Origin of the sequence: Dyadobacter koreensis, from assembly GCF_900108855.1 — a bacterium.
GTDB lineage: Bacteria > Bacteroidota > Bacteroidia > Cytophagales > Spirosomataceae > Dyadobacter > Dyadobacter koreensis.
Genome location: NZ_FNXY01000002.1, coordinates 224691 through 250634 on the forward strand (window position 1 = coordinate 224691; position 25944 = coordinate 250634).

Below are 25944 nucleotides of genomic sequence, written 5' to 3' on the forward strand. Positions count from 1 at the left end.
GATACCGGGTGAAGAATTATCTTTTTTCACCCGTTTTTATGACTTCACAGTTTGATCAAGAATCTTACTCAATAATTGATCCGGATTAAAAGGCTTGGATACTATATCTGTCATTCCAATGCTGAACATGTCCTGTTTTACATCAGGAGCCAGACTTGCCGTCAATGCAATGATGGGAACAGTTTCTCCACGCTCACGTAATTGTTTCGTAGCCTGATAACCGTCCAATACCGGCATATGCAAATCCATCAGGACAATTTGATGGCGTGTCACGTCAAAATGATCAAGTGCTTCCTGGCCATTAACAGATACATCCGACTCCGCTCCCCATCTTCTCAAAAAACTCTGAACAACAAGAACGTTCATTCGATTGTCTTCTACAATAAGTACCCTTACGCCTTTAAGAGGTTTCTCATTAATATTTTCAGTTGATGTTTGCTGCTGTTTTTTATCTTCTTCCAGAATCGGGAAGGTCTGGACAAAATAAAAATCTGATCCTTTTCCTTCTTCACTTTTAAGCTGTAATTCTGATCCCTGCAGTTCAAGCAGACGCTTGCTGATGGCGAGGCCTAATCCGGTTCCGCCGAAACCGCGTGTGGTGGAAGATTCAATTTGAGTGAACTGATCGAAAATTAATTTCTGCTTTTCTTTCGCTATACCAATGCCCGTATCCTGCACGGAAATTTTCAGGGTAATCTCTTTTTCATGCTTATTCAAAATTGAAACCTCTAATCTGACCCAACCCTTGCTTGTAAATTTAATCGCATTCTGGACCAGATTACCAGTGATCTGCGAGATCCTTTTTGCATCACCGGATATTTTGGCAGGCAATTCATTATCAAGTTTTAGCATCAGGTCAATACCCGTGTCTGTGGCTGACATTTTATAGGCGGATATAATATTTGAGGCAATTTCTGCGATATTGAACGGTGCTTCGATAAATTGTATTTTTCCTTCCTCGATCGTGTTGAGATCTAGAATGTCATTGACGATTGTAAGTAAATTGTTGGCAGAAAAAAGAAGTACGTCGAGGTGCTGTTTTTGATCTGGCCTCGGCGCTTCCCTGATCATCAAATGTGTCATTCCGACCACAGCATTAAGCGGCGTCTTGATCTCATGGCTCATTGTGCTTAAAAACTCGCTTTTTACTTTCAGTCCCATTTCTGCGTCTGCTTTTGCTTTTTTCAGAGTGTAAGCGAAACGGAAGGAGAGGATCAGTGACTGGCAAAAGAAAAACCCGAGATAGCCAATGAACAGCGCTAATTTTTCAGGATAAGTGACGTCGTAATATGCAAGAATCAGCGCGATGAAAATTATAAAAATTGCTCCGGTGCTTATTAATGCATATGTTGCTCCGATACGCTTGTTCCTGTATGCCTTTATATAGATCCATGTAGCGAACAGGATATAAAATACCAATAATCCTATAAAGGGATTGATGAGTTTCGAAAATAAAATGGGTGGAGAAATCAAAGTAATAACAGCCAGCGCGAAGCAAATACCGGTCATTACGAAAATGATTCTGTGGGGTGTGTCATCCCAATAAAGATTTCGGGTATAAAGGGCAAACATCGCCACAGCAAGAAAGAGCGATATGTATTCGCAATGAATGGCAAGATGCCAGTCTAGCGATGGGAAAATGGAATGGATGGCATAATCGCCGGCGCCAATGATCCGGTAACTATAAAAAAAACAAAACAGAGCAAAATAGAGTGTAGCCTTATCCTGACGGCCCAGCAAATATAATCCTAAAAAATACAGACCGCCCATAACCATACAGCCGGTCAGCAGAAAATCGAATGCGTAATCCAGGTTACTGTCGGCTTGGAGCGAACTGAATGAGCCGATCTCAATTGATTTGGCGTTTCCTCCTTTTGAGTGGTGAAAATTCGCGATTTGTAATGCTAAATGAAGTGTGTCAGCTGATGGAAATGGTTTTACCTGAGTCGACCAATAAGGCACAGTAGTTTCTTTACTGACGCCCGGAATACCATTGGATGCGATTAGTTTCCCATTCACATATAAGGTGTAGGCGCTATACATATCCCGGATATTGAAGGCAAGTTGCTGCTTTTCTCTCGGTAAAAGAATCATTAATTCATACGTCGCAAATCCTTGCGGAGGTAAAAATTTACCTTTCCAAAGTGTGTTACTCCAAAGTTGGGGGAATTTTGAAATTTCATGATAAGTTTCCTGAGATCCTGGCTTTTTTAATTGTTTCCAGTACAGCTTCCACTGTCCGTCGATTGGTATAGTGAAATTTTCCAGATCGATATTTCGAAGGTCCAGCACGCCGGCCTTAGCTACAGGTGTGGGGATAGGATTGGCCGCAATGCAAGGACGGGCAAAGAGAGCCACGTTCAGAACCAGTAAGATTAACGTCAGGTATGATACACAGTGCCGCGTCATTTTTTCATAAATAAGGGTTTGACCGGGAGAATGCTTGTATCGGGTTGTATGAAACTATATATTCCACGCAGTTATTAACTTCGTGAAGTAACTTTAATTCGATTAAAATAATTAAAATGTGTTTTTTTACTTTAAGGTCGTATAAAACTTTAAATAAAACGAATTAATCTTATCAATTGGTAATACAAAGGGTATTCAGCTTGTTTAGATCATAATAAAACAAAATATATGAATTATAAATTTTTAGGAATGACTGCACTTACTGCGACCTTGATCGGTACTGATGGCTCCGCTCAGAAAATAACCTATCCCAAAACAAATCAGGTTGAGCATATAGATGAATATCACGGAACAAAGGTTTCGGATCCTTATCACTGGCTTGAAGACGACCGTTCACAAGAAACAGCTGCCTGGGTGAAAGCCGAGAATGAAGTAACGTTCGGCTATCTGGATAAAATCCCTTTCAAAGGCAAGATTTTCACGGATTTGGAAAAAGCTTACAATTATCCTAAATATTCTGCTCCTTCAAAAAAGGGAGATTATTTTTATTTTTACAAAAACGACGGTTTGCAAAATCAGGCTGTTTTGTATCGTCAAAAGGGCTTGAACGGAACTCCCGAAACCGTACTTGATCCCAATAAACTTTCGGCAGACGGTACAACCCGATTGACGGTTTTCGAACTTTCAAAAGATGGAAATCATGCAGTTCTGGGTTTTTCAAAAGGCGGATCTGATTGGCAGGAATATCAGGTGATGGATATGAAAACCCTGAAAATGTTATCGGACAAAGTGGAATGGGTGAAAGTTTCAGGAGCTGCCTGGCAGGGCGACGGTTTTTATTACAGCAGTTATCCAAAACCGGAAGGAAGTGCTTTGGCTGCTAAAAATGAAAATCATCAGGTATTTTATCACAAAATCGGTACTGCGCAGTCAGCTGATAAATTAATATTTGAAGATCCGGCTAATGGCCAAAGATTTCATACGGTCAGCACGACCGAGGACGAACAATTTGCAGCACTTTATGTGAGTGACCGCGGAAAAGGGAAAGATGGAAATGGCTTATGGGTTATGAAAAAAGGCGAAACGAAATTTACGCCGATCAAGGAAGAGATTACCGATTTCAGCTATAACATCATTGAAAATATCGACGGTGGATTTTTAGTAGAAACCAATGAAAATGCGCCCAATGGAAAAGTGATGGTTTATGAAAGTAAATCGAAAAGCTGGAAGACATTTTTACCGGAAAAACCAGAGCCTCTGCAAGGTGCCGGAACGGCGGGCGGGAAGGTTTTTGCTTCTTATTCCAAGGATGTGACATCAAGAGTATATGTTTATGATTTGAAAGGAAAACTGGAAAACGAAGTGCAGTTGCCCGGGTTAGGAACGGTTGGCGGTTTCGGTGGTGAAAAAGAGGATACGTTTGTATTCTATACGTATACTTCTTTCAACTATCCGCCAACAATTTTTAGGTATGACATTGCTTCTCATAAAAGCTCCGTTTTTCGTGAGCCTGAAGTTTCCTTCAAGCCGGAGGATTATGAAACTAAGCAGGTTTTTTATCCAAGCAAGGACGGGACAAAGATTCCAGCCTTCATTACTTATAAAAAAGGCTTGAAGCTGGACGGGATGAATCCAACGATTTTATACGGGTATGGTGGATTTAATATCAGCCTGACGCCCGCGTTCAGTCCTACTCGTATTCCGTTTTTAAATCAAGGTGGAATATTTGTTCAGGCTAATTTGAGAGGTGGAAGTGAGTATGGCGAAAAATGGCACGAGCAGGGAATGAAGTTAAAAAAGCAGAATGTTTTTGATGACTTTATCGCGGCGGCAGAGTTTCTGATCAAGGAAAAATATACCTCTGCGGAACGTTTAGCCATACAGGGTGGGTCCAACGGAGGTTTGCTCGTCGGCGCTGTGATGAACCAGCGGCCAGAATTATTTAAGGTTGCATTTCCGGCAGTTGGCGTGATGGACATGCTTCGTTTCCATAAATTTACGATTGGCTGGAACTGGATTGCCGATTACGGAAGCAGCGACAATCCGGAAGAATTTAAAATGCTGTATGGATATTCTCCATTACATAATATCAAATCGGGGGTCAATTATCCGGCGACAATGGTCACCACAGCCGACCACGACGACCGGGTTGTTCCGGCGCATTCATTTAAGTATGCGGCTGAGCTTCAAGCAAAAGCGGGCCAATCTTCTACAAATCCACTTTTAATTCGCATTGACACAAATTCCGGACACGGAGCCAGCAATACTAAAAAGGCATTAGAAACCCAGGCGGATATTTATGCTTTTATGTTTTATAATATGGGGTTGACCTGGAAGTAATGTGGTTTAATCATTAACATAAGTAACCGAAAATTAAGTTATCGATCGGTTCATTTGATTTACTGATATTTTGTTTGAAATTTGAACGACTAAATCGGCAGTGGCATGTGTCACTGCCGATTTTTCTTTTCGACTTCTGTGAACAAGTTCTCTATAACATCCTGACAGAAATGATGCTGTTTCATTCTGCCGGATTTTTACTGCCTTTTATTTTTTGTTCACACTTACATTTAGCACTATGAAACACTATTACTTAATTTTTGCCCTGCTGTTTTCCGTTACGGGTAGTTTTGCACAGACGTTGGAAGATGATCGGCTGGCTTTAATCACATTTTATCAATCGACCAATGGTGACGGTTGGACGAATAAGACAGGGTGGAATCCATTGGGTACAACAAAGGCTTCCGGATCGAACGAAGTGTTGATGCGAAAACATTTGAAAATATAGGGTTTGTAGATGGGCTGGGGGATAATCTGGGGGATAAAACCTATACCTTTCTGGATGCAAAACCGTATTTCAAAAGTTATTACCGGCTCAAACAACTGGATTGGGACGGGAAATCGGAATATTCGAGAATCATTACCGTGAAACAGGATAAAAATAACCTGAGCGTCTACCCGAATCCAGCAAACACTGAGTTTTTCGTTTCCGGATTGGATAGGGAGGAGGCCGTCGAAATCAGGAATTCCGAGGGCAGAATTGTGCTGAAACAGAAGGTAAATCCTGGGCAACCAGTTCGGACCGACAAACTATCAAATGGACTTTATTTGATCAAAGTAGGGGAAGAAACGAGGAAAGTAGTCATTCAGAATTAGACGGTAAAAAATACTTTTTCGCTGAACGGCCTGGGTAGATTTCTCTGCTCAGGCCGTTTTAATTAAAAAATAACTTATTTATCTTATATTTTTTTAGTATGCAGGATACCACAGGACGGTACCCAAAGCGAAGTTTTCTAATCTTGTATCGTAATAAAAAGTCTAATAACCTGAATTATCCACCTGTTACTTTTAAGTGATTTTAACCAAAACGGGATTATAAAAAACAAAACAATATGAGCATTTTAAAAGCAGAGCAGTACAAGTATGTGAGTTATCTTTGGGATGAAGAAAAAGCAGCTTCCCTGGGTGATGATCAGGTGGAATTACTTCTATATCGTTCCAATTTGCTTGGAGCCGACCTTCGTCTTACCAATTATGCCGGTGGAAACACCAGCTGCAAAACCATTGAAAAAGATCCTTTAACCGGAAATTCTGTTGAGGTGATGTGGATCAAAGGTTCTGGCGGAGATATTGGAACTTTGAAAAGAAGCGGATTAGCTGGTCTTTATCAGAACCGCCTGCATGCTCTGAAAAATATATATCGCGGTCTTGAATTTGAAGACGAAATGGTTGAGCTCTTCAATCATTGTATTTATGATCTAAAATCGAAAGCGCCGTCAATCGACACACCTTTGCACGGTTTGCTTCCTTTCAAACATATTGACCATTTACATCCTGATGCTTTAATTGCTATTGCGGCTTCGAAAGAAGGCGAGGCAATTACTCAGGAATTATTTAACGGCGAACTTGCGTGGGTACCTTGGCAGCGTCCAGGTTTTGACCTTGGGCTGAAACTGGAAAAAACACTTGCAGATAATCCTGGTATTCGCGGAATCGTTTTGGGGGGACATGGATTATTTACCTGGGGTGACACAGCCTACGAATCTTATATCAATACGCTGGACGTGATTGAAAAAGCTTCGGAATATCTTGAAGCTAATTACGGTAAAAAACGTCCTGTTTTTGGCGGTGCAAAACAGGAAAGTCTGGATGCAGCTCGTCGCCTTGAAGTAGCAGGTCAATTGGCACCTTACCTTCGCGGCCTCGCTTCCGACCGTCAGACAATGGTGGGTCATTTCACAGATGATGCACGTGTTCTGGAATTTATCAACAGTAACGATCTTGACAAACTGGCTCCTTTGGGAACAAGCTGTCCTGACCACTTCCTTCGTACAAAAATCCGTCCGTTGGTATTGGATCTGTCGTTGGAAACTTTGTCTGGCGATGCACAAGCAATCCTGGATGCAATTCGTCCACAATTTGAGGCATATCGGGTAGATTATCAAGCTTATTACGACCGTTGCAAACATGACAACAGTCCGGCAGTTCGTGATCCGAATCCGGTAATTATTTTGTATCCGGGCGTTGGTATGTTCTCTTTTGCAAAAGATAAACAAACTGCGCGTGTTGCCGCAGAATTTTATACCAACGCGATCAATGTAATGAAAGGAGCAGAAGCGGTTTCTTCTTACGTTTCGTTACCAGAGCAAGAAGCTTTTGATATCGAATACTGGTTGCTGGAAGAAGCAAAATTACAACGTATGCCAAAAGAAAAATCACTTTCCCGTAAAGTGGCTTTCGTTACCGGCGGATCAGGTGGAATTGGTAAAGCAATCGCACAGAAATTCCTTGAAGAAGGTGCCTGTGTTGTGATTTCGGATATTGATGACAAAGCATTGGCAGAAACAAAAAATGAATTTGACGCCAAGTTTGGTAAGGATTTTTCAGCAACTGCTAACGCAAACGTGCTGGAAGTTGACCAGATCAAACAAGGTTTGCATACTACAAAATTGAAATTCGGAGGTGTCGATATCGTTGTAAACTGTGCCGGACTTTCGATTTCTAAACCGCTTGCAGAAACCACCATTAAGGATTGGGATATTTTACAGGACGTTTTGGTAAAAGGCCAATTCCTGGTTTCTCAGGAATCTGTTGCGATCATGCGTCAGCAAGGTTTGGGTGGAGATATTATCAACATCGCAAGTAAAAATGGCTTGGTTTCAGGACCAAACAATGTTGCCTATGGAACTGCGAAAGCAGCGCAGCAGCACATGACAAGACTTTTGGCAGCAGAATTAGGACCGGACAAAATCCGCGTAAATGTTGTTAATCCGGATGCTGTAATTTCCGGAAGCAAGATATGGGAAAGCGGTTGGGCGGCTGGCCGTGCAAAAGCTTATGGAATCAAAATCGAAGAATTGCCAGCATACTATGCAAAACGTACTGTTTTGAATGCTGAAATTCACACAGAAGATATTGCAAACGGCGTTTTTGTATTCGTTGGTGGATTGTTAGGGAAAAGTACCGGAAATGTCTTGAACATCGACGGTGGAGTGCCGGCAGCCTTTGTTCGCTAGTACTCAAATTAAAAGCTGTGCCAAAAGTAGAGTTTGCTTTTGGCACAGCTTCTTTTTTATAAAACAGGGTAGTAATTGAAATATTGAAATTGGCTGGAAGTATTCGGTTGTTTTATTTTTCATTCTGCTCAATTTTGAAATCTTTAATACTAAAAAGATGAAAATAGAACAATATCGTATCGACCAGCATAATGAACGTTTGCTAGGGAAACATAACAATCAATTTATATTTGCAAAAGAACAATTGGGAGAGCAGGGTATCGATGCCAACGCGGTCGTTAAAACACTGCAGGCATTTCAGGTTGCTATTCCAAGCTGGGCTTTGGGAACGGGCGGAACGCGTTTCGGCCGTTTTTCGGGTGCGGGCGAGCCAGGGTCTTTGGTTGAGAAAATTGAAGATGTTGGTATTCTGCACGCTCTTAATCGTTCAAGCGGCTCGATTTCACTGCACATTCCGTGGGATATACCAAGTGACGCCAATGCAATGATCGATCTGGCTACGTCGCTGGATCTAAAATTTGATGCGGTCAATTCCAACACTTTCCAGGATCAGAAAAACCAGGAATTATCTTATAAATATGGTTCGCTGTCGCACGTAGATCCGAAAGTCCGGAAACAGGCGGTTGAGCATAATATTGAAGTAATTAAATACGGAAAAGAACTAGGTTCAAAGGCACTGTCGATCTGGTTGTCGGATGGATCTTGCTTTCCCGGACAATCTAATTTTGTAAGATCTTTCCAAAATACGCTGGAATCTTTGCAGGAAATATATGCTGCTCTTCCAGACGACTGGAAGGTTTTTGTGGAATATAAAGCTTATGAACCCAATTTTTATTCAACCGTTATTCAGGATTGGGGAAGTTCTCTGCTTTTCTGCCAGAAATTAGGACCAAAGGCCGATGTTCTGGTTGATTTAGGCCACCATTTACCGAATGCAAACATTGAACAAATTGTTGCTACGCTGATGATGGAAGGCCGTTTAGCTGGTTTCCATTTTAATGATTCCAAATATGGTGACGACGATTTAACAGTCGGAAGCATCAGGCCCTACATGTTATTCCTGATTTTTGTCGAGCTGGTTGAAGGCATGAAGCGCGCCGGAAAAGGCAGCGATGGGTTTGCCTGGATGATCGATGCAAGCCACAATGTAAAAGATCCTTTAGAAGATTTGATGCAGTCTGTTGAAGCAATTTTGCTCTCTTATGCGCAGGCACTTATCCTGGATAGCAAAAAGCTGGAAATTGCGCGTCAGAATAATGATGTTGTTTTGGCTCAGCAGTTATTGCAGAATGCATTCAGAACAGATGTTCGCCCTTTGGTAAGAGAAGCCATGCTGCACAGCGGTGGTTCACTGGATCCGATCGGTCTTTTCCGTGATCTAAAAATCAGGGAAAATCTGATCAGCGAACGTGGAACGGTAACGGTTGCTACCGGTCTGTAGTAATAAATTTTATTAATAAAACGCCATTCAGGGAGATCTGAATGGCGTTTTTCTTATAATGATTTTCTTCTGATCAATGTAAAAGGATTTTTAATACTTTCGGTTTGGTTTTGCATCACAAGGCGCGCAGCTGATTTTCCCATTTGATCATGGTCTGTCGAAATCGTCGTGATACCGTCAAGTAAAATTTCTTTAAGAGGGGTTTCATTATAAGAAATAATCCCAACGTCCTTACCTACGACAAGTTGCTGTTCGTGACATTTTTTGATAAGGTTCACAAGATCTGTTTCTTCAATAATCACATAAGCGGCGTCTTTTAAAACCGTTATGTTTTCATCCGTTTCGTACATAATTTCGTGCTCAAACTGATGTTGGATACAGAAAAGCCTGAACCCCTTTATGATTTCCTTAGGATAAGGAATCAGTGTCGGGAAAATCAGGATTAGCTTTTTATATACCTGCAGCAGGTCAATCGCCTCATTAAGTGCATGCAAAATATCCTTTTCGAAATTCTGGTAAACTGCCGAATGTTTTGTAGGGCTGTTTTCTAAAATATCTTTGTCTAGCAGTATTAACTTTTCAGCAGGTATCAGATTCAATATTTTAACAGCTTCTTCTTCATTTTCATAAAAATGAGGCATGATCACGTAGTAATCATATTCACCTAAGCTGTTTTTGATTAAGTTGTTGAAAATGTTAATGTTGGAGTGATGAATATGAAGGTCGACGATCACATTGCGGCCGACGTTTTCTACAAAAGAATTATAGATCTGTTTTTTATAATTACTGATCTTGTTAAAAACCAGAAGGATCCGGGATGTTGTTTCAATATCAACGCGGTTGATAAAATATCCTTTTCCGCGCACAGAAATTAATACCCCGTCTTTGATAAGGTGTTTGTAAGCTTTTTCAACGGTATCGCGTGAAAGTAAATATTCTTCGCTTAACTGGTTGATTGACGGTATTTTATCCCCTCTTTTCAGCTTTCCCTTACCGATGGCCAATAACAGCGATTTGATAATTTGCATGTATTTTGGCGCACTTTCCTTAAAATCAATGTCAAACTGGATCTCCATTAAAGCGTCATGGGTTAAAAGTGTGCTAAAATTACCACATTTCCTTCAAATTTGACTATTTAACTAAAAACGTAATAAATCGGAAACGTAGTAATAATAAAAGTATAATACATGAAAAAGCTCCTCAGAAAACTTGAATTTTCATTGAGGAGCTTTTAATTTATTTCACATGATTATCTCGGAGAACGCCCACCTCTTTCACCTGCATTTTCATAAGAACGCCCTCCGCCGTTTCCACCTCTGGGAGATTCGCCCGAGCTTCTTTCGGAAGGGTTTGAACGAACCGCAGGAGCGCTGTTTGACGATCTTTCGCTATTTCCGTAATCTCTCGTACGACCAGAATTGTAAGAAGGTTCGCTTTGGCGAGAACGATTCTGCTCCACATTTGGAGTTGCGCGAGGTTGTTCGTAGGTACGATTTGAACGGTTATCGTAGTTACCAGGCTGTTCCTGATTTCTTGAACGGTTCATATCCCGAGGACTCTGGCTTGGCGTGGAATAACCTCTTTCTGATGTTGCGCGTTCGGCCGGGCGATCAGGAATGGATGAACGGTTGTCACGATCATTTCTGATTTCCTGACCTCTGTTATTTCCGTTTCCGCCATCGTAAGTTCGGTTATTTGGGCTATAATCATTATTTCTGTTGCCAGGATTATTGCCTGAAATTGTTCCTCTGCGGCTGTTATTATCATATCCGTAACGGCTATTATTGCCGGGCTCGTTATAAGTTCTGCCGCGGTCGTTTCCATAATAATTGCTGTTTCTTCCGTTCGAACGGTCAACAATCACTGTGCCCCTGCGGTTACGATCGATATCACGAATAACAACAGAACGCCCTGTAACCCGTTCGATTTCATTGCGGCGAGGACCATAAACGTACGTACGATTATCATTCCTGTAATAATTATTGATTATAGTTGTTTGACTATAAATCTGATTATAGCGTCCTCTTGGGGCACAGTAGTTATACCAGCCACGTGTGGCAATATATCGTTGCGGAACGAAAACCCACCAGAACGAAGGAATATTGATAGAAACGTTTACATTGACACCAGGTCCCAGAGGTGCCCATCCATAATATCCTCCACCGGAACGCCAGTTTACCCAGGCAGGACCCCATTCATAACCCGGAATCCAGAACCAGCCATTGTAATCGTCAAACGACCATCGACCGTAGTGAAACGGAGCCCAGCCCCAATCGTAGTCGGAAACCCAGGTATTACCAAATTCGGTCACTTCCCAATAGCCATTTGTTGAGTAAGGCTGAAAACCCGCATCAACATACGGAGTCCATACAGAGCCATATTGAGGTGTATTGATCCAGCGGCCGTATGGAGACAATTCGTTATAAAATGTTTGAAACGAGATAGAAACTCCTGGCTGAGCTTTTACCTTTTCCTGAATCGAAATACCTCCAAGAAGTAAAATTGACAAGGCGAAAATCCGAAATTTATGCATGTTATACATGGCCGTATGAATTAATAGTTTTCTGATTAAAATCGATTCTTTGACATAAAAATTTTAAACTGGTTTAATGTAGCTTTTCTATTCAAAAACGGGATTATACCAATTGATTTGAATTGAAAAGATTAATTTTAGCTTTTAGATAGACAGGGTATTTTGTATAAATATATGATAATTAAAGTTTTATATATTTTTAATGAAATTTTATCGTCTGATTTTTTATATGCTGAAAGCGTAAAAAGATACCAAATTCGTATACACCTTAACACACGTTAACAATATTTGAAACCACGCCATGATCAATCCAGAAAAATTACATTCCGAACTCGTTTTTCAAACAGCCAGAAGTGGTGGGAGTGGTGGACAAAATGTTAATAAAGTCGAAACGAAAGTTGAGCTTCGGTTTGATATTCCGAACTCGAATTTTTTAACAGACGAGGAAAAACAGACATTGATTAACAAGCTTAGCACCAGGCTGACAAATGAAAATATTCTGGTCATTTATCATCAAACGGAACGCTCACAACTTGCTAATAAAGATAAAGTGGTTGAAAAATTCAATAAATTAATTCAGCAGGCATCCTTTATTCAGAAAAAACGAAGACCAACCCGACCGACATTAGCCTCCAAACTCGACAGGCTGGCAGGTAAACAAAAAAAGTCGCAGGTAAAATCGATGCGAAGAAAACCAATTGATGATTAAGTAATTTGTTAATACTTTTAGAAAAAGACTCCTGTTATCTTGCTCTGCTTAAAATATGAATTCAATTTCCGCTTCGAATAATACCTCTGCGCTTCGTTCTGTACTTTCACTTCCTGTCATCGTAGCCTCGCTGGGTTACTTTGTGGATGTATACGATTTGCTTCTATTTAATATTGTCAGAGTGCCGAGCCTGAAAGATCTCGGTCTTTCCGAAGCGGAAATCTCATTGATTGGCGCAGAGATTTATAACTGGCAACAAGCGGGATTATTAATCGGAGGTTTTTTCTGGGGGATTTGGGGGGATAAAATGGGAAGGCGTTCAGTGCTTTTTGGCTCCATTCTTACTTATTCCCTGGCCAATATTGTTTGCGGTTTTACAAACGATGTAGAGTTATATTCCATTTTAAGATTCGTTGCAGGTCTGGGTTTGGCAGGCGAGCTTGGTGCAGGGATCACGTTAATTGCCGAAATTTTGCCAAAAGAGCATCGTGGATATGGCGCGTCTGTTGTTGCCAGTGTAGGCTTGGCTGGGGCGATTGCTGCTTTTTTCGCAGTAAAACTCACTGATTGGCGAATGGCTTATTTCATTGGCGGAGGAATGGGCTTGATCCTTTTAGCGCTTCGTGTCAACGTTCTGGAATCTTTCCTCTTTGAGAAAGGGATCAAAAATAATATTTCAAGATCCGTACAGTGGTGGACGATTTTTACAAAAAGAGAGCGGTTGATTCGCTATTTACGCTGTATGGGAATCGCGTTACCAACGTATCTGGTCATCGGCATTTATGCCACCTTTGGAAATGAATTTGCGAAAGCACTCGGAATCCCCGGGGATATTCCGGCAGGTACCTGCGTATTATACACTTATATCGGTATTGTAACCGGAGATTTTTTTAGCGGATTTTTAAGTCAGTGGCTGCAATCGCGAAGAAAAGCTATCCTGGTTATGATGATGATGACTCTGGCTGGTGCTGTGGTGTTGCTTTACGGAGAAATAAAATCAGCGGAAACACTTTATTTTTGCTACACTTGGCTCGGTTTTTCCATTGGTTATATAGCAATGTTCCTTACAACGACTGCCGAACAATTCGGTACTAATCTTCGTGCAACCGTTACCACGTCGGTTGCCAATAATGTTCGCGCTACTGTTTTGATTACGCTACCCATATTCCAGTTCCTCAAACCGGATTGGGGTGTTCTTCAGGCAGGCGCTGCGGTTGGAGCCGTGTGCTTTTTGCTTGCCTTACTTTCTCTGTGGAAAATGGAAGAAACGTACGGTAAGGAACTGGATTACGTCGAAAAATAATTTAGACCAAAGCTTCAAATAATATCTCGGCAGGATGCAGTGCTTTACGACCAGTTCCGTCATGGATCTGGTGGCGGCAGCTTGTACCAGGAGCGGCAATGATCACATCTTCTGCCTGTTTGCGAACTGTCGGGAAAAGCACGAGTTCGCCGATTTGCATTGAAATATCATAATGCTCCTTTTCATATCCGAAAGAACCGGCCATACCGCAGCATCCCGAAGGAATCAGCTGCACAGTATAATTCTCCGGCAATGACAACATTCTCTTCGTAGGCACCATGCTGGAAATTGCCTTTTGCTGACAATGTCCATGCAATTTGATCAGGCGTTTTTCTTTGCTGAACGAATTTTTTGAAATGTGTTTTAATTCAATTTCGCGCGATATAAACTCGTCAAACTGCAAAGCGTTCATGGCCAATTTTTTCGCATCTTCTATCAAATCTTCACCGACCAGATCCGGATATTCGTCACGGAAAGTAAGGATTGCTGAAGGTTCCAAGCCAATAAGCGGCGTATCATAGGAAATGATACCTTTCAAAAGTCTTATGTTTTCTTCGGCTATTTTCTTCGCGTCTTTTAACAAACCTTTTGACAACTGAGGTCGTCCGGATGGTCCGTGTGTTGGGATAATTACTTCATATCCCAATTTCTCCAAAACCTGAATTGCTTTTTTGCCAATCTCAACATCATTGTAATTGGTAAACTCATCGCAAAAAAGATACACTTTCTTCTCAGAAGTGATGCCCGGTTTTTTTCGTTTTTTATACCATGAAATTAAGGTAGTATCATGTAAAAGAGGCATTGTACGTTCCGGATGGAAACCTACAACGTTATTAGCAATTTTACGAAGCGGCGCATTTTTGAAAATCATGTTATATGCCCAAGGAACATAACTCGCCAAACCGTTCAGTTTAGAGAAATTTCCAACCAGCCATGAACGTATCGGGACACCGTGTTCATCATGATAGTGCTGCAAAAACTCCATTTTAAGTTTAGCTACATCCACATTCGAAGGACATTCGCCCTTGCAGCCTTTACAGGCAAGACATAGGTCGTAAACTTCCTTTATTTCCTTATTATCAAAACGATTTTCTTTTGGAGAGTTTGTCAACATCTCACGAAGAATATTAGCGCGTGCGCGTGTTGTATCCTTTTCATTTCGCGTTGCCATGAAACTCGGACACATTGTTCCGCCGCTCATTTCGGTTTTACGACAATCGCCGGATCCGTTACATTGTTCCGCATGCTGCAAAACCGTCTGATCCTGATAACGGAAATACGTTTTAAATTCCGGTGTCACGTGATCTGCCTCGTAACGAAGGAAGGTGTCCATCGGGGGGGTATCCACAATTTTCCCCGGATTCAGAATGTTATATGGATCCCAGGTACGTTTCAGTTCTTTGAATAACTCATAATTATGCTGACCAACCATTTGCGGAATAAATTCTCCGCGCAAACGGCCATCGCCATGTTCACCGGAAAGTGAGCCCTGAAACTTCTTCACGAGGGTTGCAATTTCCTCGGCAATAGTCCTGAACTGCCCGTGGCCTTCTTTGGTCTTTAAATTAATGATCGGGCGAAGGTGCAATTCTCCGGAACCGGCGTGCGCATAATGCACGGCCGACATTCCGTGTTTTTTAAGAATGTCATTAAATTCAATAATATATTGTGGCTGATCATAAACGTCAACTGCGGTATCCTCAATCACTGCAACTGCTTTTTCGTCACCGGGAAGATTACTTAATAATCCTAATCCTGCTTTTCTCAACGTCCATATCTTTTTCGTGTCATCACCAAAAAGCAAAGGGTAATGGTAGCCCATTCCAGCCTGAATAAAATCCGCTTCCAGGGCCTGAGCCAATGCTTCAACTTCGTCCTTCGTTTCTCTCGAAAGATCTACAACAAGAATGGCCGGATATTCACCCGAAGCAGTATTCTGGACAAAAAATGCGTTGGCTTTTTGTTCTTTATTCGTAGCGGCACATTCCAAAACGTAGTTATCGATTAACTCGACTGCCTGCGGTTTGTATTTTAATGCTAAAATTGTTGCTCTTAAAGCCTCGTCAATTGAAGTAAAGTGCGCACAAAGCAAACCTTGTGTTGTTGGAGGCAGCGGAATGATGTTCAGTTTTATTTCTGTCAAAAAGCAAAGTGTTCCCTCCGAACCGGCGATTAGCTTACACATATTAAAAGGTACGACTTCCTGATTTTCCGCTGCCGGTGTAAACGGCTCCGTTTCCAGAAGCATATCCAGGGCATAACCCGTGTTACGTCTTTCAACACTACGTTTTGGGAATTCTTTTCTTATCTCATGCTGATTGGCTGGATTAGAAAGTATTTCGAAAGTTTTTGCGTAAATTTTACCGGCAAGAGAATCAGCGGAATCAGTTAGGTTGCCTTGAAATGTTTCCAGCGTTTCTGTTCCAAAGGTTACGTCACTTCCGTCCGCCAAAATGGCTTTTACTTCAAGTAAATGTTCTCTCGTGCTTCCATAAACCACCGAGTTCGATCCGCAGGAATTATTTCCCACCATTCCACCGATCATCGCGCGGTTGGCTGTTGACGTTTCCGGACCGAAATACAGGCCGTAAGGTTTCAGCGCCATATTTAATTCATCACGGACAACACCCGGCTCTACTCTCACATATCGCTCCTCCGGATTAATTTCCAGAATTTTTGTAAAATGTTTCGAAGTATCGACAATGATACCGCTTCCCACAACCTGTCCCGCCAGCGAAGTTCCGGCAGTACGCGGTATCAAAGAGATTTTCTTACTGGTTGCAAAAGCAATCAGCGTTTTAATGTCTTCAAGCGTTTTGGGAATTGCAACCGCCAGCGGCATTTCACGATAAGCGGATGCATCCGTCGCGTATAGGGTACGCATGGTATTGTCATCATAAAAATCACCGGTAAGCTGACGGGCCAATTGTTGTAATTCGGTATTCGAAACGGAGGACTGCGGTGTCATAAACAAAAAAAGTACAGAAACGAAACTGCACCAAAGTTACACACAACCGATGATCAAATCATGAAATTTTTATAGAAAGGTTTACAGAACTCAATTTCCAAAAACAGAAAATAACAAATGTAACTCTTGGTATACTATAAGTTATCTTAGAAAAAATAAAATAATTTTTTGCTTAATGTTAAGCAAGTTAAATTCGTAAAAAGGGCCTCTATTTGCATTAAAGTGACAAATTGAATATTTAATAATAATAATCGAATATTTCTTTGTCACTTATACTTGTGATATTTCAACTTATTTTATTAATTTAGTCGACTATTTGTCTAAAATTTCAATTGATTCTTTGAATTATTCTTAAAAGCTCTGGCTGAACTTTTATTTATAATCGTTAAATTGGAACCAAAGGCATGTAGTAAAAGATCGAACAAAATCAATTAACCTATTTATGATGAAATTTTCCAATTCTGACAGACTTATGTATGGTCAACACAAGGCAGCGAGATCCCCTTGGGGCGTCATGTCCCTCAACAGCCATCGATTGGGATCAGTTTTACTAACGCTTGCATTTGCACTATTTACTTTAACAGGTTATTCCCAAAATGCTGTTAGCGGGAAGGTCACAGACTCGAAAGGTTCAGGTCTTCCAGGTGTAGCAATTACCATTAAAGGAAGTACAACCGGAACCAACACAGATGTTGACGGTAACTTTCAGGTAAATGTTGCTCCAAACGCGACACTTTCATTCAGTTCAATAGGTTTTGAACCTCAGGATGTTCCTGTCGGTAATAAATCTGTAATTAATGTCACACTTTCGGAGGATGTTCGTGCTTTGGAAGAGGTGGTCGTTGTAGGTTACGGAACAGTCAGAAAAAAGGATGCCACAGGTGCAGTATCTGCCTTGGGATCAAAAGATTTCCAGAAGGGTATTGTGACTTCGCCTGAGCAATTAATGCAGGGAAGAGTAGCCGGTGTCCAGATAACTCAGTCAAGCGGCGAGCCTGGTGGTGGTATTAACGTACGTATCCGTGGTACATCTTCAGTGCTAGGCGGAAATAACCCGCTGTTTGTAATTGATGGTGTTCCTTTAAGTGGTGATAATACTTCAAGCGGTGGCGATAACCAGGGTGTTGGCCGTCAGCCTGCGAAAAACCCGCTTAACTTCTTGAATCCGGATGATATCGCAAGTATAGACATCCTGAAAGATGCTTCTGCAACGGCAATTTATGGTTCTCGGGGAGCTAATGGTGTGGTTTTAATTACCACGAAACGTGGAAAAGGAAAAGGTTCTCTTGACTATGGCTATTCATTGGGTATCAGTAATATTACTAAAAAATATGATCTGCTTAATGCTCAGGAATATGTTGCCGCTGGTGGACAGGATCAGGGGGCTGAAACAGACTGGCAAAAAGAGTTGTTCCGAACTGCCATGACACATCAGCATAACCTTTCTTATGGCGGTGGAGATAATTCAGGAAACTACCGTTTTTCACTCGGTTATTTAAGCCAGGATGGTATTGTTCAAACTTCTAATGTGAAGAGATATAGTGTTGGTTTCAGCGGTACTAAAAAGTTTATCAATAATAAACTGACTATCGGAAGTAATCTGAATTTTGCCAACACCTTAGACACGGGTGTTCCAATCTCTGAAAATATTGGTTTTGAGGGCGACTTGTTAGGTAGTATTCTAAAAGCCAACCCAACAAGATCCGTTTATAATGCCGGTGGCGGTTTCAATCAGGTCACAACTACGGAACCAAACCCGATGGCATTTGTAAAGTTATCACGTGATAAAAACAGTACACTCCGTGCTCTTGGTAATATTAATGCTGAGATGGAAATTTTCACCGGATTAAAGTTTAAGACTGTACTTGGTTTTGACAAATCAATGTCTTCCAGAAAACAGGCTTATGGAAGAGATTTGCTTGTTACTGGCATTACAAATATTGGACGCGTTTACATCAGAGATGTTGAAGCAAACAACCAGCTTTGGGAAAATTACTTTACCTATGATAAAGAGTTTGGAAAGGTCACTCTGAATGCTTTGTTAGGATATTCTTACCAAAGTTTCGAAAACAGCAGCAAAAATATTCAGGCAGCTAATTTCAGAACAGATAACCTTGATTTGATGATCAATAACCTGGGTATCGCCGGAACGGTTGGTATTAAAGATGCCACTGCTTTAAGCAGCGTAGGCTCAGTTGTTCAAAATTCCAGTTATGTAAAAGATGAACTTCAATCCTATTTTGGTCGTGTAAATCTTGGCTTTGGAAATAAATATCTTTTCACGGGTACTTTGCGTGTCGATGGTTCTTCGAAATTTGGTGGAAACAACAAATACGGATACTTCCCGTCGGGAGCGTTTAAATGGAAGCTAGTTGAAGAGAAATTCATACCTAAAACCGTGTTTACAGACCTTTCTTTAAGAGTAGGATATGGTGTAACTGGAAATCAGGCAATTCCTCACAACGTATATGACAGAAGAGATCGCTACTCTGACTATGTTATCAACCAGAATGGAGACGGCATTACAGGTGGTGGTTTAAATGCTGTCGCTTTTAACAACCCTGATCTGAAGTGGGAATCTACTGCTGCATTTAACCTTGGTATCGACTTTTCTATTTTGAAAGGCAGACTGTCGGGTAGCATTGATGCGTATAATAAGAGTACAAAAGATTTGTTGTTCAAAGTTGTTGCTGCACAGCCTGCTCCAAACCCATTTGTGTACAGAAACCTTGACACAGATATTCAAAACCGTGGTATAGAGCTTGCTCTGAATGGTGTTGTAGTTGAAGGAACTAAGTTTTCATGGGAAGTTTTGGTTAACGCATCTTACAACAAAAACCTTGTTAAAAACCTGATTGGAACGTATGATACAGGTGAGATCAACGGACAGGGACTTTCTGGTGCATTCGCACAACGTCTCGCTGAGGGACAGCCTTTATTTGCCTATTTTCTTCGTGAATTTGGTGGATTTGACGACAACGGTAATTCGATCTATCCAAACGGAGATTTCCAGCAATTCCTGGGAGGGAAAAGTCCTCTGCCGAAGGTTAACGCAGGTTTGACAAATAACCTAAAATACGGTAATTTTGATTTAAGTATTTTCTTTAACGGTGTTTTTGGAAACTACCTATACTCCAATACTGCTAATGCATTCTTTACTCAAGGTTCATTTGCAAATGGACGTAACGTAACCAAAAATGTAATTGGCAATGGTGAAGGTGCGTTAAATGCACCGGACGTATCCACGCGATTCCTTGAGAAGGGTAACTTTATCAGAATGCAAAACTTTTCATTAGGATACCGTATTCCGATGAAGAGCAGTAAAGTGTTATCTAACGCAAGAGTATTTGTGTCAGGTCAAAACTTATTCACAATTACAAAATACAGTGGACAAGATCCAGAAGTAAGTACTAATAAATCATTGAATGACATTCCTTCTTTTGGAATTGATTACACGGCGTATCCACGTTCTAGAACTTGGACTATTGGTGCAAATTTCTCATTCTAATTTTCAATAACCTACGATAATGAAAACAAGTCATATATATAAATTACTGGTACTGAGTGCTAGTATTGCAACCTTAACTTCCTGTACCGACCTTGTTAATGACGAAAAGGACTCTGTTGTGAATGAGGTAGTAGAAGGAGGGTTTGCACCTGTTAATGTGCCGGAAGCACTTGCTTCTGCCTATAAGGATCTTTCAACTTATTCAGATCAGGCAGGTATTTATGCATTAGGTGAGCACACTACGGCAGAAATGATTCCGCCAACACGTGGAGTGGACTGGGGAGATAACGGTGTTTGGCGTACGCTTGATGCGCATACCTGGGATGCTTCCCACTCGTATATTTTAAGTGCCTGGAATGCACTTAACCAACGTGCATATAAAGCAACTGAAATTATTGCTTCAAACCCGACACCTGTTCAAAAAGCAGAAGCTCAGTTTTTGAGAGCTTACAATATGTACTGGGTAATGGATTATTGGGGCGTAGTCCCGGTTAGGGAGGTTACGCAAGGGGTTAATGATCTTCCCAAAGTATTGTCACGCTCGGAAGCGTTTGATTACATCGTAAAAGATCTTGAAGAAGCTTTGCCTAATTTGACGAAAGCAGGACCGTCTGCTACAAATGGTATTGCTACCAAAGCAGCCGCTAATTTTTTATTGGCGAAACTTTACCTAAACAAATCTGTATATAAAGGTACGACTCCGGGTGGGCCGTACACTTTTGACAAAGCAGATATGGACAAGGTTATTGCTTATGTTGATGCAATAACGGCTGACGGGTATGCTTTGGAAAAAGATTACTTTTCGACGTTCTCATCCGCTGCTAAAACAGAGCCGATTTTGCTTGTTTTGGAAGGAACTGCGCAAAACCGTTGGTTTATGACTCTCCATTATGGTCAGAATCCATCGGGCTGGAACGGATTTGCTACCTTGGCAGATTTTTACGATACGTTTGAATCAAAAGATACGAGAATAGGCGCGCCTGCAAAGAAAGATGGGACGCAGTATTCCGGTATTGGTCTTGGATTCCTGATTGGACAACAGTACGATGATAAAGGCGCTCCTGTCATTGATGTTCGTACGCAAAAGCCATTATCATTCACGAGAGATGTGCCTCTGGCAGGTGCAGCGACAGACAAGGGTATACGTGTGATTAAATATCACCCTGCAAATTCGGGGAAATATATTTTGATGCGTTATGCAGAAGCTTATCTAATGAAGGCAGAAGCTCAATTGAGAGGCGGAGATGCGGGTGGTGCTTTGACTCAGATCAACACACTGAGAACAACACGTGGTGCTACTGCACTTGGTTCGCTGACAGAACAAAATCTGTTTGATGAAATTGGAAGAGAATTGTACTGGGAAGGTGGTAAAAGAACAACCGAAGTTCGGTTTGGTAAATTTACGACCGGTGAAGGTACTGCTGTAAAAGAAGCTTATACCACGCTTTATCCTATTCCTTCTGCAGCTTTGGTTTCAAATGCTAATCTTGTTCAGAATCCAGGATATTAAAAAAAAAACTTTTTTCTGCTTACAAAAATGCTCGAAATATTCGAGCATTTTTGTTTTTATTTGACTTTTAGATTCATGAAGTATTTTAAGATTATTTTTTGTTTATTTCTTACTGCACCAATTTTTATATCCTGTACTTCGTCAGGAGAAAGTGACGCGATTTACAAACAGCTGGGAGAAAATCAGGCAAAGGTTATATACAAGATTGATGGTAAAGAATTTTATCCTCAGGAAAGTATATTTAAGGGCGAGGTAAATGCTTCTGATAAACTGCTGAGTATTACGCTTATTGACCAGTTTGACGGCAGGAGTATAGTGAGTTTTGGAGGTGACGATTGGTATTTGTCCATTCCTTCCCAAAAGGAAGTTTTTTCTGATGACCAGGTGAATGCCGGCGTCAAAATGGGTAAACTGGTCGATAAGCAGAAAATGATCGGTGAAGCTTTTATAATGACGGATGGTGCTGTGACACTTGAAGAATTTTCTAAGAATAAAATGATTCTTAAGATTAAGGGCAAGGTAGGTAAATACAGTGATTTCGAACAACCAACAGAATTTAAAACGTTTGATGCAACAATAATTTATAAAAAGCCTGTTTTTAATCTGTTAAATATTACTGAGGAAGAATTATTCAGCGCTATTAAGTCGTCAAAATAACTATGAGCTATGTATCCAAACTGATAAATTTTGGAGGTGTCCTGATTATAGGCTTTTTATTTTTTTCATGCAAAAAAGATCAACATGAAAAGGCCATATTTGAATTGATAGATGCTGCTGATTCTGGCGTCGACTTTGAAAACAAGGTTGTCAACAGAGACGATTTCAACATTTTCACCTACCGTAATTTTTATAATGGGGGAGGCGTATCTGTGGGAGATATTAATAATGATGGACTTGCTGATATTTATTTTACCGCCAACATGGGCGATAATAAGTTATACCTCAACAAAGGAAATTTCAAGTTTGAGGACATAACAGAGAAAGCAGGCGTTGCGGAAAGTATGAAATGGAGTACTGGTGTCGTAATGGTCGATATCAATGCTGACGGCCTGCTCGATATTTATGTTTGCAACGCCGGATACCAAAAGGGAGTAAGTCAGGAAAATGCTTTGTATATTAATAATGGCGATCTGACGTTTACAGAATCGGCGGCACAATATGGTTTGAATGAAGACGGCTATACCACCCATGCAGCTTTTTTTGATTATGATCTTGACGGAGATCTTGATGCTTTTATTTTAAATAACAGTTTTATTCCGGTTAACACGCTTAACTACGCGAATAATCGTGATTTAAGAGCAAAAGACTGGCCGGTCAAAGATTTTTTAAAGAAAGGCGGCGGAGATAAATTATTGAGAAACGACAATGGTAAATTTGTTGATGTCAGCGAAGAAGCCGGAATTTATGGTAGTTTAATAGGATTCGGTCTCGGAGTTACTGTAGGCGATATAAACGGGGATCAATATCCTGATCTCTACATCTGTAATGATTTTTACGAAAAGGATTATCTCTATATTAACAACAAAAACGGCACTTTCTCAGAGGAGCTGGAAAAAAGAGTCAAACATACCAGCCTAGCGTCTATGGGTGCTGATATGGCAGATATAAACAACGATGGTTATCCGGAATTGTTTGTCACCGATATGCTTCCCCGGGACGAATACAGATTAAAGACCACAACCTCATTCGAAAATCATTATCTTTTTAATCTAAAAAAAGAAAAGGGTTTTTATAATCAGTACATGCAAAACAGTTTGCAGTTTAATAATCAGGACGGAACGTTTAGTGAAATTTCTAATTATGCCGGCGTAGCCGCGAGCGATTGGAGTTGGGGTGCTTTGATGTTTGATGCAGATAATGATTCTAAAACCGATATTTTCGTCTGCAACGGTATTTATCATGATATCCTTGACCAGGACTTTATCGATTTTTTTGCGAATGAAGTTGTGCAGAAAATGGTGATGTCGGGAGAGAAAGAAAGTATGCAGAAAATCATCGATAAAATGCCGTCAAATCCTGTTGCGAATAATTTTTTTCATAATGAAGGGAATTATAAGTTTCCGGAGAAGGCATCTGAATTCGGTTTAGATCAAAAATCGTTTTCGAATGGAGCGGCTTACGCGGATCTTGACAATGACGGCGATCTGGATCTTGTTGTCAATAATGTAAATCAACCATGTTTTGTCTACAAGAATAAATCGAATACTAAAAAAGAACGTGCTCATTTCCTCAAAGTCAGGCTGAAAGGTGAGGGCCGGAATACCTTTGCGATTGGTGCAAAAGTTGAAGCATTTGCCGGAAAGGAAGTTTTTGGCAGACAAATAAATCCTGCACGAGGTTTTCAGTCCAGCACGGAGTATCCGGTCACGATTGGGTTGGGAAGTATTAAAAAGATTGATTCTCTCCGGGTCATTTGGCCAGATAGAACAGTAACGGTTCAATTGAACCCAAGAATTGATACCACGCTTATCCTTTCTATAAAGGATGCAGGGAAGAGGAATTTTTCACCACAAATCGTTGCCGTTGATTATCTGTTATCTCAAACAACATCCTCTTTTGAATCACACGTAGAAGACCGTTATGATGACTTTTTCAACGAGCGCAATATTCCCATGCTGCTTTCCCAAGAGGGGCCAAAGGCCGCATTCGGTGATGTAAATAAGGATGGGAAAGAGGATATTTATATTTGCGGAGCCAAAGGGCAGGGAGGTCAGTTATATCTTCAGACGAGCAATGGATTTAAGAAATCGGAACAGAAAATTTTTCACGACCTTGCAGGTTTCGAAGATACTGCTGCTCAGTTTTTTGATGCTGATAGCGATGGCGATCTGGATCTGGTTGTCGGAAGTGGCGGAAACGAGTCGGCACCAAGAACTCAGGAGTTGCCAACAAGATTATACTTGAATGACGGAAAAGGTAATTTCACAATAAATACAAGAGCATTACCTCCTAACGGGATGAACACAGCCGTTATTGTTACTTCGGATTACGATCAGGATGGCGATATAGATATTTTTGTAGGGAGCAGAAGTGTTCCGAGAGAATACGGGCTCACTCCGACAAGTTATTTATATCAAAATGATGGAAAAGGCAATTTTAGAGAGGTAGGGAAAAATATTGCGCCTGAGTTGACGAAAATCGGCATGATTCGTGATGCTTATTGGGCTGATGTCAATGGGGATAAAAAATACGAGCTGATTGTTGTTGGTGATTGGATGGCTCCCTCAGTTTTTACATTTTCAAATGGTAAATTTAAAAAATTGGATTCTGGCCTGGATCAGTATAATGGCTTTTGGGGAAGTCTGAAAGTTGTAGATCTTGATAAAGATGGTGACCTTGATCTTGTCATGGGCAATATCGGTGAGAACTTTTCTTTGAATGCATCGGAAAAAGAACCGATTAAGATCTGGATCAATGATTTCAACAAAAATGGCAATATGGATAAAGTTATGACAAAGACAGTTGGTAGCCGTGACATGCCGGTTTTGTTGAAACGTGAATTGACAACACAATTTCCATTCCTTAAAAAGAAAAATATCAAGCACTCTGAATATGCGAAAAATTCTATTCAGGAGCTTTTTCCAAATGATCTGATGGAGTCCAGCTATGAGAGATCAGTAAATTATCTTAAGTCTGCGATTGCGATAAATGATGGAAAGGGCAATTTTAAACTTTCCGCATTACCTGATATGATGCAATTCTCTTGTCTGAATGCAATTGAAAGTGCAGATTTAAACAAAGATGGAATGCCGGATTTAATTGTTGGCGGTAATTTTTCTCATTTTATACCTCAGTTAGGAGCTCTGGACGCTTGCAGGGGAAATGTTTTGATTAATAAAGGAAACATGAAATTCGATGTTTTACTTAGCACACAAAGTGGCTATTCCATTGACGGAGAGTTAAAGCAAATCAGTTCAATTAAGATTAATGGGAAACCCTATCTGATAAACCTTATTAATAACGCAAAACCAGTTTTGTTTCGGGTTAATAAGGGATAGTATTAGCGATTTATGAAAGAAATATTTTTTAGGATAGTTTTTTTTAGTG

The 25944-nt window shown here is 40.7% G+C and carries 14 protein-coding genes; 10 read left to right on the top strand and 4 right to left on the bottom strand.

The window, feature by feature from the left end; translation table 11 throughout:
* Positions 1-36: 36 nt before the first annotated feature.
* Positions 37-2409, bottom strand: coding sequence for an ATP-binding protein (locus BMY70_RS05555; RefSeq protein WP_090333129.1), 2373 nt, complete (start codon positions 2407-2409; stop codon positions 37-39).
* 228 nt (positions 2410-2637) lie between these two features.
* Between BMY70_RS05555 and BMY70_RS05560 the strand changes: the two genes are divergently transcribed.
* The 4 genes from BMY70_RS05560 (at position 2638) to BMY70_RS05575 (ending at position 9366) form a co-directional block, all read left to right on the top strand.
* Positions 2638-4749 carry a prolyl oligopeptidase family serine peptidase gene (locus BMY70_RS05560; RefSeq protein WP_177196966.1) on the top strand — a complete coding sequence of 704 codons (2112 nt, stop codon included), beginning with the start codon at positions 2638-2640 and terminating at the stop codon, positions 4747-4749.
* A 375-nt stretch (positions 4750-5124) separates the two neighbouring features.
* Positions 5125-5565, top strand: coding sequence for a T9SS type A sorting domain-containing protein (locus tag BMY70_RS05565; RefSeq protein ID WP_090333132.1), 441 nt, complete (start codon positions 5125-5127; stop codon positions 5563-5565).
* Between the two features lie 236 nt (positions 5566-5801).
* Complete coding sequence (locus BMY70_RS05570; protein WP_090333135.1) at positions 5802-7925, top strand: bifunctional aldolase/short-chain dehydrogenase; 2124 nt, start codon at positions 5802-5804, stop codon at positions 7923-7925.
* A gap of 157 nt (positions 7926-8082) precedes the next feature.
* Positions 8083-9366 carry a sugar isomerase gene (locus tag BMY70_RS05575; RefSeq protein ID WP_090333138.1) on the top strand — a complete coding sequence of 428 codons (1284 nt, stop codon included), beginning with the start codon at positions 8083-8085 and terminating at the stop codon, positions 9364-9366.
* 53 nt (positions 9367-9419) lie between these two features.
* On the opposite strand, the gene BMY70_RS05580 is transcribed toward BMY70_RS05575, so the two are convergent.
* Both BMY70_RS05580 and BMY70_RS05585 read right to left on the bottom strand, forming a co-directional pair.
* Positions 9420-10442: a GntR family transcriptional regulator gene (locus tag BMY70_RS05580; RefSeq protein ID WP_090333141.1), complete on the bottom strand. Its 1023-nt coding sequence runs from the start codon at positions 10440-10442 to the stop codon at positions 9420-9422.
* A gap of 173 nt (positions 10443-10615) precedes the next feature.
* Positions 10616-11899, bottom strand: a complete 1284-nt coding sequence (locus tag BMY70_RS05585; protein ID WP_143072061.1) for a DUF6600 domain-containing protein — start codon at positions 11897-11899, stop codon at positions 10616-10618.
* 301 nt (positions 11900-12200) lie between these two features.
* On the opposite strand from BMY70_RS05585, the gene arfB reads away from it, so the two are divergent.
* Positions 12201-12608: an alternative ribosome rescue aminoacyl-tRNA hydrolase ArfB gene (arfB, locus tag BMY70_RS05590; RefSeq protein WP_090333147.1), complete on the top strand. Its 408-nt coding sequence runs from the start codon at positions 12201-12203 to the stop codon at positions 12606-12608.
* Positions 12609-12663: 55 nt separating this feature from the next.
* Positions 12664-13911 carry an MFS transporter gene (locus BMY70_RS05595; RefSeq protein WP_090333149.1) on the top strand — a complete coding sequence of 416 codons (1248 nt, stop codon included), beginning with the start codon at positions 12664-12666 and terminating at the stop codon, positions 13909-13911.
* Position 13912: 1 nt separating this feature from the next.
* Here BMY70_RS05595 and BMY70_RS05600 read toward each other — a convergent pair whose 3' ends face one another.
* Positions 13913-16879, bottom strand: a complete 2967-nt coding sequence (locus BMY70_RS05600; RefSeq protein WP_090334741.1) for an FAD-binding and (Fe-S)-binding domain-containing protein — start codon at positions 16877-16879, stop codon at positions 13913-13915.
* Between the two features lie 442 nt (positions 16880-17321).
* Between BMY70_RS05600 and BMY70_RS05605 the strand changes: the two genes are divergently transcribed.
* From BMY70_RS05605 to BMY70_RS05620, 4 genes are all read left to right on the top strand, one after another.
* Positions 17322-20387, top strand: coding sequence for a SusC/RagA family TonB-linked outer membrane protein (locus BMY70_RS05605; protein ID WP_229209495.1), 3066 nt, complete (start codon positions 17322-17324; stop codon positions 20385-20387).
* A 19-nt stretch (positions 20388-20406) separates the two neighbouring features.
* Positions 20407-21897: a RagB/SusD family nutrient uptake outer membrane protein gene (locus tag BMY70_RS05610; RefSeq protein WP_090333152.1), complete on the top strand. Its 1491-nt coding sequence runs from the start codon at positions 20407-20409 to the stop codon at positions 21895-21897.
* A gap of 75 nt (positions 21898-21972) precedes the next feature.
* On the top strand, positions 21973-22554 hold the full coding sequence (locus BMY70_RS05615; RefSeq protein WP_143072062.1) for a hypothetical protein: 582 nt from the start codon (positions 21973-21975) through the stop codon (positions 22552-22554).
* A gap of 2 nt (positions 22555-22556) precedes the next feature.
* A complete protein-coding gene (locus BMY70_RS05620) occupies positions 22557-25895 on the top strand; it encodes a VCBS repeat-containing protein (protein ID WP_090333157.1) in 3339 nt (1112 codons plus the stop codon).
* Positions 25896-25944 lie beyond the last annotated feature (49 nt).

What these genes read in the sequence shown, in the direction of transcription:
- BMY70_RS05560 (WP_177196966.1), top strand. Translation starts at nt 2,638, where the DNA reads ATGAATTATAAATTTTTAGGAATGACTGCACTTACTGCGACCTTGATC.
- BMY70_RS05575 (WP_090333138.1), top strand. Translation starts at nt 8,083, where the DNA reads ATGAAAATAGAACAATATCGTATCGACCAGCATAATGAACGTTTGCTA.
- BMY70_RS05570 (WP_090333135.1), top strand. Translation starts at nt 5,802, where the DNA reads ATGAGCATTTTAAAAGCAGAGCAGTACAAGTATGTGAGTTATCTTTGG.
- BMY70_RS05585 (WP_143072061.1), bottom strand. Translation starts at nt 11,899, where the DNA reads ATGCATAAATTTCGGATTTTCGCCTTGTCAATTTTACTTCTTGGAGGT.
- BMY70_RS05615 (WP_143072062.1), top strand. Translation starts at nt 21,973, where the DNA reads ATGAAGTATTTTAAGATTATTTTTTGTTTATTTCTTACTGCACCAATT.
- BMY70_RS05555 (WP_090333129.1), bottom strand. Translation starts at nt 2,409, where the DNA reads ATGACGCGGCACTGTGTATCATACCTGACGTTAATCTTACTGGTTCTG.
- BMY70_RS05610 (WP_090333152.1), top strand. Translation starts at nt 20,407, where the DNA reads ATGAAAACAAGTCATATATATAAATTACTGGTACTGAGTGCTAGTATT.
- BMY70_RS05605 (WP_229209495.1), top strand. Translation starts at nt 17,322, where the DNA reads ATGATGAAATTTTCCAATTCTGACAGACTTATGTATGGTCAACACAAG.
- BMY70_RS05595 (WP_090333149.1), top strand. Translation starts at nt 12,664, where the DNA reads ATGAATTCAATTTCCGCTTCGAATAATACCTCTGCGCTTCGTTCTGTA.
- arfB (WP_090333147.1), top strand. Translation starts at nt 12,201, where the DNA reads ATGATCAATCCAGAAAAATTACATTCCGAACTCGTTTTTCAAACAGCC.
- BMY70_RS05620 (WP_090333157.1), top strand. Translation starts at nt 22,557, where the DNA reads ATGAGCTATGTATCCAAACTGATAAATTTTGGAGGTGTCCTGATTATA.
- BMY70_RS05580 (WP_090333141.1), bottom strand. Translation starts at nt 10,442, where the DNA reads ATGGAGATCCAGTTTGACATTGATTTTAAGGAAAGTGCGCCAAAATAC.
- BMY70_RS05600 (WP_090334741.1), bottom strand. Translation starts at nt 16,879, where the DNA reads ATGACACCGCAGTCCTCCGTTTCGAATACCGAATTACAACAATTGGCC.